This is a genomic window from Deltaproteobacteria bacterium (assembly GCA_020845775.1).
Lineage (GTDB): Bacteria > Bdellovibrionota_C > UBA2361 > SZUA-149 > JADLFC01 > JADLFC01.
In genome coordinates, this window is sequence record JADLFC010000141.1 from 1 (window position 1) to 9,183 (window position 9,183).

The 9,183-nt window shown below is 46.2% G+C and carries 11 protein-coding genes and 1 tRNA gene; 9 read left to right on the plus strand and 3 right to left on the minus strand.

Annotated features, from left to right (window positions below; translation table 11 throughout):
- The coding region (locus IT291_09460; GenBank protein ID MCC6221452.1) for a hypothetical protein at positions 1 to 355 on the plus strand (355 nt) is incomplete at its 5' end.
- A gap of 91 nt (positions 356 to 446) precedes the next feature.
- Here IT291_09460 and IT291_09465 read toward each other — a convergent pair.
- A tRNA-Glu gene (locus IT291_09465) sits at positions 447 to 524 on the minus strand.
- A 230-nt stretch (positions 525 to 754) separates the two neighbouring features.
- Here IT291_09465 and IT291_09470 point away from each other — a divergent pair.
- A complete protein-coding gene (locus IT291_09470; protein ID MCC6221453.1) occupies positions 755 to 1,480 on the plus strand; it encodes a hypothetical protein in 726 nt (241 codons plus the stop codon).
- A gap of 23 nt (positions 1,481 to 1,503) precedes the next feature.
- Here IT291_09470 and rfaE2 read toward each other — a convergent pair whose 3' ends face one another.
- Complete coding sequence (rfaE2, locus tag IT291_09475; GenBank protein MCC6221454.1) at positions 1,504 to 1,971, minus strand: D-glycero-beta-D-manno-heptose 1-phosphate adenylyltransferase; 468 nt, start codon at positions 1,969 to 1,971, stop codon at positions 1,504 to 1,506.
- 27 nt (positions 1,972 to 1,998) lie between these two features.
- Between rfaE2 and IT291_09480 the strand changes: the two genes are divergently transcribed.
- From IT291_09480 to thiD, 7 genes are all read left to right on the plus strand, one after another.
- Complete coding sequence (locus tag IT291_09480; GenBank protein MCC6221455.1) at positions 1,999 to 3,132, plus strand: trypsin-like peptidase domain-containing protein; 1,134 nt, start codon at positions 1,999 to 2,001, stop codon at positions 3,130 to 3,132.
- The gene (mutL, locus tag IT291_09485) at positions 3,129 to 5,033 is read left to right on the plus strand and encodes a DNA mismatch repair endonuclease MutL (protein ID MCC6221456.1); all 1,905 of its coding nucleotides are present in this window, start codon (positions 3,129 to 3,131) and stop codon (positions 5,031 to 5,033) included. The genes IT291_09480 and mutL overlap by 4 nt, the downstream gene beginning before the upstream one ends.
- Positions 5,034 to 5,041: 8 nt before the next feature.
- Positions 5,042 to 6,064 carry a tRNA (adenosine(37)-N6)-dimethylallyltransferase MiaA gene (miaA, locus tag IT291_09490; GenBank protein ID MCC6221457.1) on the plus strand — a complete coding sequence of 341 codons (1,023 nt, stop codon included), beginning with the start codon at positions 5,042 to 5,044 and terminating at the stop codon, positions 6,062 to 6,064.
- A gap of 46 nt (positions 6,065 to 6,110) precedes the next feature.
- Positions 6,111 to 7,091, plus strand: a complete 981-nt coding sequence (locus tag IT291_09495; GenBank protein ID MCC6221458.1) for an acetyl-CoA carboxylase carboxyltransferase subunit alpha — start codon at positions 6,111 to 6,113, stop codon at positions 7,089 to 7,091.
- A 117-nt stretch (positions 7,092 to 7,208) separates the two neighbouring features.
- The gene (locus IT291_09500) at positions 7,209 to 7,535 is read left to right on the plus strand and encodes a hypothetical protein (protein MCC6221459.1); all 327 of its coding nucleotides are present in this window, start codon (positions 7,209 to 7,211) and stop codon (positions 7,533 to 7,535) included.
- Positions 7,536 to 7,594: 59 nt separating this feature from the next.
- Positions 7,595 to 7,882, plus strand: a complete 288-nt coding sequence (infA, locus tag IT291_09505) for a translation initiation factor IF-1 (protein ID MCC6221460.1) — start codon at positions 7,595 to 7,597, stop codon at positions 7,880 to 7,882.
- Positions 7,883 to 7,925: 43 nt separating this feature from the next.
- Positions 7,926 to 8,747 carry a bifunctional hydroxymethylpyrimidine kinase/phosphomethylpyrimidine kinase gene (thiD, locus tag IT291_09510; protein MCC6221461.1) on the plus strand — a complete coding sequence of 274 codons (822 nt, stop codon included), beginning with the start codon at positions 7,926 to 7,928 and terminating at the stop codon, positions 8,745 to 8,747.
- On the opposite strand, the gene IT291_09515 is transcribed toward thiD, so the two are convergent.
- On the minus strand, positions 8,726 to 8,896 hold the full coding sequence (locus IT291_09515) for a hypothetical protein (protein ID MCC6221462.1): 171 nt from the start codon (positions 8,894 to 8,896) through the stop codon (positions 8,726 to 8,728). The genes thiD and IT291_09515 overlap by 22 nt on opposite strands.
- Positions 8,897 to 9,183: the final 287 nt, after the last annotated feature.

Genomic DNA, 9,183 nt, shown 5'->3' on the forward strand with positions numbered 1-9,183 from the left:
AATTCTTCGCGCCTCTATGAAAGGAGTTTTGCCACAGGACACCAGGAAGCGCATAAAACAGCCATTTTACTCGCCTATCAAAGAATGGTTTTTCTCGCCACAATCACCAGAATTCGCCTCGTCTCTACTGAGCCATCGCGCCTTGCAGGATTCCGGGTTATTCGATCCCACTGTGGTGACACACCTGCGAAATATGCTAAATCATGCCCCCATAAACTCCCTAATGCGGCACCAATTGGAGTGGATTTTAATATTAGTTCTCGGCAGTCAGGCCCTCCATCAACGTTTTGTTAAAGAAGTGGGCACGCTAACCCAGCTTGGCACTTCTAATAGCGATGCTGCGGTTGCTATATGATTTACTTGTCGCTAGCTGTTTTCCTGGATGAGAGCCTAGATGCTATTGCAGATGCAACAATAGACGCAAATGAGGTCAGCTTTTTAACGAATGGCGTCCCCAACCGGATTTGAACCGGTGTTATCGCCGTGAAAGGGCGGTGTCCTGGGCCTGACTAGACGATGGGGACGTAGGTTGCGCTTTTATAGCATTTACAAAAAGGATTTTTGTAAATGCTATAGACAGCAAGTGCGTAAGCACTTGCCAATAAACAACAAATACCGTTTCCAAAAAGTAAAATATTTAACTTACTTTTTGGAAACGGTATAATCAATAAAGTTGTGCCGGTCAAGCAGTTTATGCAAAATACACCAATAATTACAAATTAAAGGGCGAATTTGTGTCAAATATGGAGTTTTAATGCTGGATTCCCGAGACGCTACGCGTGAGGAAGTAGATCGATTGGGCCTGGAATATCGGGTGCATACCCCAGAACGCCATGGACTGTGTGAAAAACCCCCGGCTGTAGTTATGATTCACGGAAGAGCTGGAAACGCCCGTGCAATGTGGACATTTTCTAAAGCCGTTAAAGACATTAATGCCGTCGTCGTTACACCACAGGCTCCTATGCCAGATCCAATTGGCGGTTTTAGTTGGTGGGATATTGATAAAGCTGGGTCGTCAAAAGGCACAATCTTTCACCTAGAACTAATCTTACCTGCTGTTGAGCGGATTGAAAAATTCGCTGTATCCATCGTCGACTTATACGGCATCGATGAGCGGAAGATTTATGTGGTTGGATTTAGTCAGGGTGCGGCACTCGCCGCTTTGGTTAGCCTTAGGAATCCACAAATGTTTCGTGGAGTAGCACTCCTCGCTGGTTTTATCCCATCTATTGCCTTTGAGACTGATGCAAGGCTTATTTGCCCGAAAATTTTCTCGGGAGAGATTAGCTTACCTCCATTTTTTATCTTTCACGGCACACAGGATGAGAGAGTCACGCTAGAAAAGGCTAATGCTGCAAAAATTGGACTTGAAAGGCTGGGTGTTACTGTGAACTTTGTATCCGATGACGTGGAACATAAAGTTAGTTCAAAGGGTTTAGCGGAGCTAAAAAACTGGTTAACAGCCATAAATGCCGACTAACGTTCTGTCATGAAGCACGCCCATTAACGCTGCATCTTGCTGATTGTTTCAGTGCTAGAATATCCATCGTAAAAAGGCAAGGCAAGCACGGTGCCCCCATATGAACGCACAAATTCAGCACCGACAATTTTTTCTACTGGCCAGTCACCGCCTTTTACTAGAAACTGAGGCCGAATTTGTTTAATTAAGTTTTCAGGAGTATCTTCGTCAAATAAAATTGCATAATCGACAGCTTTTAGCCCTAACAACACCTCCAGGCGATCGTTTTCAGAATTTATAGGGCGCAATGGGCCTTTGAGGCGCTTAATCGATTGGTCAGTATTTATGCCTACAACTAGTCTGTCACCTAAGCCGCGAGCTTGGCTTAAATATCTAACGTGACCTACATGCAGTACGTCAAAACACCCATTAGTGAATACAACAGTCTCTTTTCGTCTAGTGTGTTCTGCGATACATTCGAGAACTGATTTTAGGTCGGGTAAATGTGACATTAAAGTAAAATGATAAGTCTGAATAAAATGTTTAGTAAAATTTGCGCAAGCATTAAACCGTTTGCCGTAAATAAGTTAAATATTTCGCTTACGGCAATATGTATTATAATCTCATTTTTCCTCTTAACTCGCCAGGGTTTGTCTAGTTATGAGGCCTTGGCGGCTGATAACACGCTAGCACAAGCTGTAAGAACGGCGGATGAGCAGCACGTTATCGATGCCTATCGCCAAAGCAATGAAGCCGTGGTGAATGTGAGCACGCGAGCTGAACTTGCGGATTTTTTTGGCTCCTCTCACCAAGAAGGATCTGGGTCTGGTGTAATAATAGATTCAGCCAAGGCTTATATAGTAACCAATTATCACGTCATAGAAGGCGCAGAACAAATTACGGTTAATCTCGCGGGAGGCAGGACTGAAAAGGTTCGCCTAGTTGGTCAAGACCCAGACAATGACATTGCGTTGTTGCAGATAGTTGGAGATAAGCGGAATCTGGTTGCCGTGCAGCTAGGCGATTCGTCCGCACTGGAGGTGGGCCAGCGCGTTTTAGCGATTGGAAATCCATTTGGATTGGATAGAACGCTAACTACTGGCATAGTGTCGAGTTTAGGTAGAACTATTAGAGCAGAGAGTGGAAGGTTAATTGAAGACATCATTCAGACGGATGCGGCGATTAATCCAGGTAATTCTGGTGGCCCGCTGTTGGATACCTTGGGTAGGTTAGTAGGGTTAAATACCGCAATTTTAAGCCGAACGGGCGAAAGTGCGGGGATTGGTTTTGCCATTCCAGTAAATCAAATTAAATTGGCCTTGCCAGAGCTCATAAAGCATGGTCGGGTTTTAAGGCCAAAAATTGGCGTAGTGATGGCCGATACTGAATATGGGCCATACGTGCTTTACGTTCAAGATGGTGGCCCAGCTCATGAAGCTGGGATTCAAGGAGCGAGGCGGATGGTGCGACAGGGGCTTTTTGTTGGATATGTAATCGATGTCTCACAGGCAGATTTCATTATTAGCGTAAATGGTGTGCGGGTTTCTTCCAAAGCGGATGTCCTCGATGCTCTAAGCGACGTTAAGTCGGGAGAAGTTGTCACAATGGTCGTAAGGCGTGGCCTTGGACGAAACTCTCCACGAGAAATAAAAATTAAGCCAGTATTAGGATGAACACCGAAAAGATAGCGTCCCAAAACATAGAACGTGTTAAACGTCCTGTTAAGATTCTGACCGATACCGTAGTTAACCAAATTGCGGCTGGCGAGGTAGTCGAAAGGCCCGCATCGGTAGTTAAAGAACTTGTAGAAAATTCAATAGATGCAGGAGCTACTAGCGTTACGGTCATTTTGGACAATGGGGGGCATAGCAATATCGAAGTAATCGATAATGGGTGGGGCATGGAATTGGAAGATGCGGTTGTGGCAGTGGAGAGATTTGGCACTTCTAAAATTCGCAGTACTGACGATATTTTTCACATCGACACTCTTGGATTTCGCGGCGAGGCTCTGCCGTCTATTGCAGCGGTGTCCAAGTTTACTCTCACTACCAGAGCGGCAGAAGATGGCGTAGCGCGAGGTGTTGAGATCTGTATTGACGGTGGCGGCACTAAGGAGATTAAGGAGCTGCCATGTGGGGTTGGCACTAGAATACAAGTTAGGCAGCTATTTTTTAACGTCCCAGCTCGCAGGCGTTTCTTAAAATCCGAGCGAGCGGAAAAGCAGGTAGTTAAGGCGCTGTTAATTGATTTTGCGCTTGCCCATCCGCATTTGCGCATCTCGCTGTTAAGCGATGGTGCGGAGAGTCTGTCGTTTCTGCCATCAGAGAGTTTTTTTGCCAGAGTGAGAGAACTAAAGCTTACAGGTAATGGCGAACCACTGGTTGTGAACGACAATGTCGTTACTCCCTGTGGAACTGTTCGCGTAGAGGCTGTGCTGTGTCGTCCTATTGAGGCAGTAGCGGGTAGTGGGCGTCTGCGGTTTATCGTAAACGGGAGAATTGTTAGAGATAGGTTGCTCATTGCGGCCGCACGCGATGGATACGCTAACTTCTTAAAGCCAGGGAAATATCCTCAAGGTGCCTTAAAAATCGAGGTTCCTTCGGAGGAGGTCGATGTCAATGTTCATCCACAAAAGACAGAAGTTCGCTTCCGTGAGCCAAGTCATATCTTCTTAGCGGTGTCGCGGGCCATCAAAAGGGCTTTAGAAATAAGTAACCCCATGCCGTCTTATAGTGGATTTGGCTCGATCCCTTTGTCTAAAAGTGGAGGGCCGTTTGCTCGTTTTAATGAACCGCAAGTTCAGCCACGGGTTGAATTTTTTCCGGCAGCGGCAGAGAATGCTAATAGAGAGCTAGTATCGGACTCTCTCGCTCCACCAGCAGAGAGTCCAGAGGAGGAATTCGATGTTGTGACTGATGGCCCTCAGCAGTCAGCTTCTAATTGGTTGGAGGGAAATAGGCGGGATGAACCAAGCAATATAAGTCGCCGGTCGTTAGCTGATATGCGCGTAGTAGGGCAAGTGTTTAACTGCTACATAATTCTTGAAGATAAGGGCGAGCTATTACTTGTCGATATGCATGCGGCGCATGAAAGAGTAATGTTTACAAAACTCAAGCAGCAGTTTTTTGAAAGGAATATTGCGAGGCAGTCGTTGCTCATACCTGAGACGGTTTCTCTTCCCGCAGAGGCATTTGAGCTTTTTAACGAGTCTCAAGAGGATCTTCGATCGTTGGGGTTTGAATGTGAAGTGTTTGGCGAAAATTCTGTTGTCATTCGAAGCATTCCTACAATTCTAGGCAATGTGCAGGTGGCATCGATTTTTAAGGACTTGTTTGCAGAGGAACACTGGAGTGATTGGAAGTCAAAGTTGCTTAATAGTTTTTGTATGGTCATTGCTACCTGTGCTTGTCATGCCTCGGTTAGAAAGGGTAGGAAACTAGAAATGGCGGAGATTCTGCATTTATTAAAAGATCTAGAAGATGTCGAGAGTAGTCATTTGTGCCCACATGGTCGTCCAGTTGTAGCAAAACTAGACATTAGGGAAATCGAAAGAATGTTCGGCAGAACATCGTAGTAGTAGGCGTGTCCAATTTAGCAGAAATTGTAGTTATTACGGGGCCCACGGCCAGTGGAAAATCTCGACTCGCACTAGAGATTGCAAGAAATCGCGATGCCGAGATTGTCAACGCTGATTCAGTGTGCGTCTATCGGCATTTTGATATTGGCACTAGTAAGCCGAGCGCTGAAGATTTAAAGATTTGTCCTCATCACTTGATATCATTTTTAGACCCAAGTGAGGAATACAGTGCTGGGCGCTTCATGCGGGAGGCGGATCGCGTAATTCGCGAAATTCTAGCAAGGGGCAAACTGCCCTTAGTTGTTGGCGGAACCGGTTTATACATCAGGGCGCTGTTAAGCGGTCTCGTCGCGGCAGAGATGGATGCTGAATTTGACGAGGCCGTGTTTTTAGAGCGCGAGGCTGAACTGAAAGCAGTAGCGGAGAGCTCGGAGCAGTTCGTGCATTTGATGTATAGTTGGTTACAGGCCGAAGATCCAGACATAAGCAAGCGCATATCGGCAAATGACTTAGGGAGAATTCGCCGAGCCTTGCGCGTAAAGCTTTGCTGCGATAAACAGCTTTCTGTTTTGCAAGAAGAACATGCTGGAGGGGAGGCGAGGTATCGGGCACTAGCGATAGCACTTTTCCCCGGGCGAGAGGGCTTGTATAGAGCTATCAATAAAAGGGTGGATGACATGATAGCGCAGGGACTAATAGAGGAAGTAGTTTATCTGCGAAAGAAATACTCAAAAGAATGCAAAGCTTTTGGAGCTATCGGTTATCGGCATGTAAGCTCTTATTTAGATGAAGTATTTAGTCGAGACGAGATGGTAGAACTTCTAAAACGCGACACTAGGCGTTATGCCAAGAGGCAACTTACCTGGTGGCGGAACCAGGCGAAAAAGCTCGGATGGGATGAACTTCCTTGCAAAAATGTCTTGGGAGATCAAGGAGTTTTGTTAAAAACTACCCTTGACATTTTGCGCCAAGAATTTCCACATGGTGGACAGAAGGTAAGCTTTCAGCGTATGGAATACAATCTTTAGAGACGTGTCTTGATTAGCATTTCGTACTGTAATAAGCGGGATTTAGATGATCGATCTTAGTCAGTTCTTGGATTTTGAAAGGCCAGTTGTAGAGGTAGAGGAGCAACTTAAGATGCTTAAGGCTCAGGTTGAGGGAGGGGATCTCTCGCGGGCCGGTGATGTTGAGAAGCTGCAAGATAAGCTCGATAAGATGCGGAAGGAGGTGTATAGCTCGTTAACGGCTTACCAGCGAGTTAGGCTTTCTAGGCATTTCTCCCGACCTTTTACGCTTGATTACGTTCAGCGCATTATGGCTAATTTTGTGGAGTTGCACGGAGATCGCTTATTCGGAGACGATGCGGCCATAGTTGGCGGGCTTGCAAGGCTTGACCGCGATAATGTTATGGTAGTTGGCCATCAGCGCGGGCGGACAACAGCTGAACGCATAAAGCGCAATTTTGGGATGCCACAGCCAGAGGGTTATCGAAAAGCTCAACGCTTGTTTAAATTGGCAGAAAAGTTTAAACTCCCACTGATTCTTTTCATCGATACGCAGGGTGCTTATCCTGGTATGGAGGCTGAGGAGAGGGGACAGTCAGAGGCCATTGCCAGCAGCTTGTTGCTACTAGCCAGCTTAAAGTGTCCTATCATCTCAATCGTTATTGGGGAAGGTGGTAGTGGCGGGGCTTTGGCGCTCGGCATATGTGACCGATTGTTAATGTTAGAAAATTCAACTTATTCTGTCATTACGCCAGAGGGCTGTGCATCTATTTTGTGGGGCAAGAGCGATGCCGACAATATTGGCGAATTTGCTAGTATTGCGGCTGAATCACTTGGATTAACTGCGCAGGCAGTTTTTAAAACGGGGATAGTGGATGAGATAGTAAAGGAGCCAGCTGGTGGAGCGCACCGAGATCACGATCGAGCCGCTGAACTCCTAAAGGAATCGTTAGCTCGACATATTTATGAGCTTAAATCTCTTTCGTGCGAGGAGCTGTTGCGATTGCGTTACGAAAAGTTTCGCAAGTGCGGTGACTTTTTGGATTAGTGATTTTAAGTCTCGCGAAGGGAGATTAGTATAAGAGAACATAGGGCGCCAATATAGGTAGCGCAAAAAACGCGTTGGCGTTCGCTAGAGACCTGTTAATTAATACGGAAAGAAAAAATGTCTAACAGAAAAATGCCACCCGGGTATATTCCGCTGACTATTCATAAGCTAGGCGATGCGGCGCTTTGCAACGAAGGAAAAAGCAACTCAAGTTCCGAAAGGTCTGGCGGCGGCTCTTCTTCGTTCGGCAGGCGTAGCTCCGCTGATGGCGGAAACTCAGGACGCTCTAACTCTGGTGAAGGCCGTCGGCGTGGTGGCGGTCCAAGGCGCTCGGGTCGCAGGACAGGTGGATTATCTGGACAGGGCGGTAATAGTCGAAGTGGAGGTGGTTATCGCAGACCTGACCGACAGAGAGAAGATTGTCAGGATGACGATGAGGATTAGTTGTTGGATGTGTGTTTGCTCATTAGGACTGGAGAATATGGCGAGTGATGTAGGTATATATGGCTAAAGATGATCAAATTGAGTTGGATGGTGTGGTAAAGGAATGTTTTCCAAATACGACGTTTCGCATCCAATGTGAAAATGGCCATGAGTTATTGGCATACCTAGCAGGCAAGATGCGGAGACACTATATAAGGGTTTTGCCGGGCGATCATGTTCGCGTGCAGATTTCACCTTATGATTTAAGTAGGGGTCGAATTGTTAGGCGCTATCGGAAAGGACCAGGGGAGGATGGGCCTGGAGGTTATGAAGGAGCGGAGGGAGGTCTCGATAAAGACGAGAGTTGATAGTGCTATGGCCTTGGGTTAGGGTATTCTCTCAGTTAGTTTTATGGCTGCCCCTGTGGTCCTAAGCATCGCTGGCTCGGATAGTGGAGCTGGTGCTGGTATTCAGGCCGATTTAAAGACTTTTTCCGCTCTTGGTGTATATGGAACGTGTGCGGTTACGGCGATAACGGCCCAAAACACTAAAAGCTTCAGTTGTTCTTACTCTCTTCCTCCAAGTATTGTAGTTGCACAGATTCGATCGGTTGTTGAGGACTTTCAAGTTAGAGTGGTTAAACTTGGAATGCTTGCGACAGTGGACATTTTGCGCGCTGTGTATAGCGAATTGGCGGGCGCCAATTTTCAAAGCATTGTCGTAGATCCGGTTATGCGCTCTAAGACAGGGGCCTGTCTGTTAGAAGAACGAGCCGTAGAAGAGCTTAGGCGCGATCTTCTGCCAATGACGACTATTTGTACTCCAAATGTAGAGGAGGCTGCTACAATTCTTGAGATTGCGGAGAATGAGGTTATTGCAGACACCAAGGCTGCATGTCAGGCTTTTTTTTCGCTGGGGGTTAAGGCTGTTGTGCTAAAAGGTGGGCATATGGGTGGGGGGAATAGCGATGACTTCTTTTATGACGGCAAAATTTTTGAACGGCTTTCTTCTACGCGGGAAGAAACCCTAAATACGCACGGTTCGGGTTGCTCGTTTGCATCAGCTATTGCGGCATATTTGGCGAACGGCTACGAAGTGCTCGACGCAGTAAGGGCTGCAAAGCAGTTTATTACTTCACTCATTAAGGCTTCCGTTTACTTCGAGGTTGGTAGTGGGCATGGTCCCATGAAGCACTACCATCGATACAATGACTATAGCGACTGCGAGCGGTAATTTTCCACAGCGTCGATAATCATTGGAAGATAGTTTTTTTTAACTTCCGCCACTGCATCTGCCGAATATCCGACTGCAATTAAGCCGAGTGTTATTATGGCTAAAACTTTAAGAACTCCAGAAACCACGAATAGGGCAAAACGAAACACGGCTACACCTCTCGATTACTGCTACTACATCTCTATAGCTGCTGTCTTTAGCGGGCGTCCTACAATACGGCTAGAATGATAACGGACAAAGTTCTTGACATTTGCTATAGAGCATTGATCGGCAGATTGTGGCAAATTTCTTGAGTGAAAAAAACGAGAGTATGGCTATGCCGTTTCCAAAAAGTAAGTTAAATATTTTACTTTTTGGAAACGGTATTTGTTGTTTATTGGCAAGTGCTTACGCACTTGCTGTTTATACCATTTACAAAAATCCTTTTTGTAAATGG

Excerpts from the sequence above, each read along its gene's own strand:
- IT291_09470 (MCC6221453.1), top strand. The coding sequence starts at position 755 with ATGCTGGATTCCCGAGACGCTACGCGTGAGGAAGTAGATCGATTGGGC.
- rfaE2 (MCC6221454.1), bottom strand. The coding sequence starts at position 1,971 with ATGTCACATTTACCCGACCTAAAATCAGTTCTCGAATGTATCGCAGAA.
- IT291_09480 (MCC6221455.1), top strand. The coding sequence starts at position 1,999 with ATGTTTAGTAAAATTTGCGCAAGCATTAAACCGTTTGCCGTAAATAAG.
- mutL (MCC6221456.1), top strand. The coding sequence starts at position 3,129 with ATGAACACCGAAAAGATAGCGTCCCAAAACATAGAACGTGTTAAACGT.
- IT291_09495 (MCC6221458.1), top strand. The coding sequence starts at position 6,111 with ATGATCGATCTTAGTCAGTTCTTGGATTTTGAAAGGCCAGTTGTAGAG.
- IT291_09500 (MCC6221459.1), top strand. The coding sequence starts at position 7,209 with ATGTCTAACAGAAAAATGCCACCCGGGTATATTCCGCTGACTATTCAT.
- infA (MCC6221460.1), top strand. The coding sequence starts at position 7,595 with ATGGCTAAAGATGATCAAATTGAGTTGGATGGTGTGGTAAAGGAATGT.
- thiD (MCC6221461.1), top strand. The coding sequence starts at position 7,926 with ATGGCTGCCCCTGTGGTCCTAAGCATCGCTGGCTCGGATAGTGGAGCT.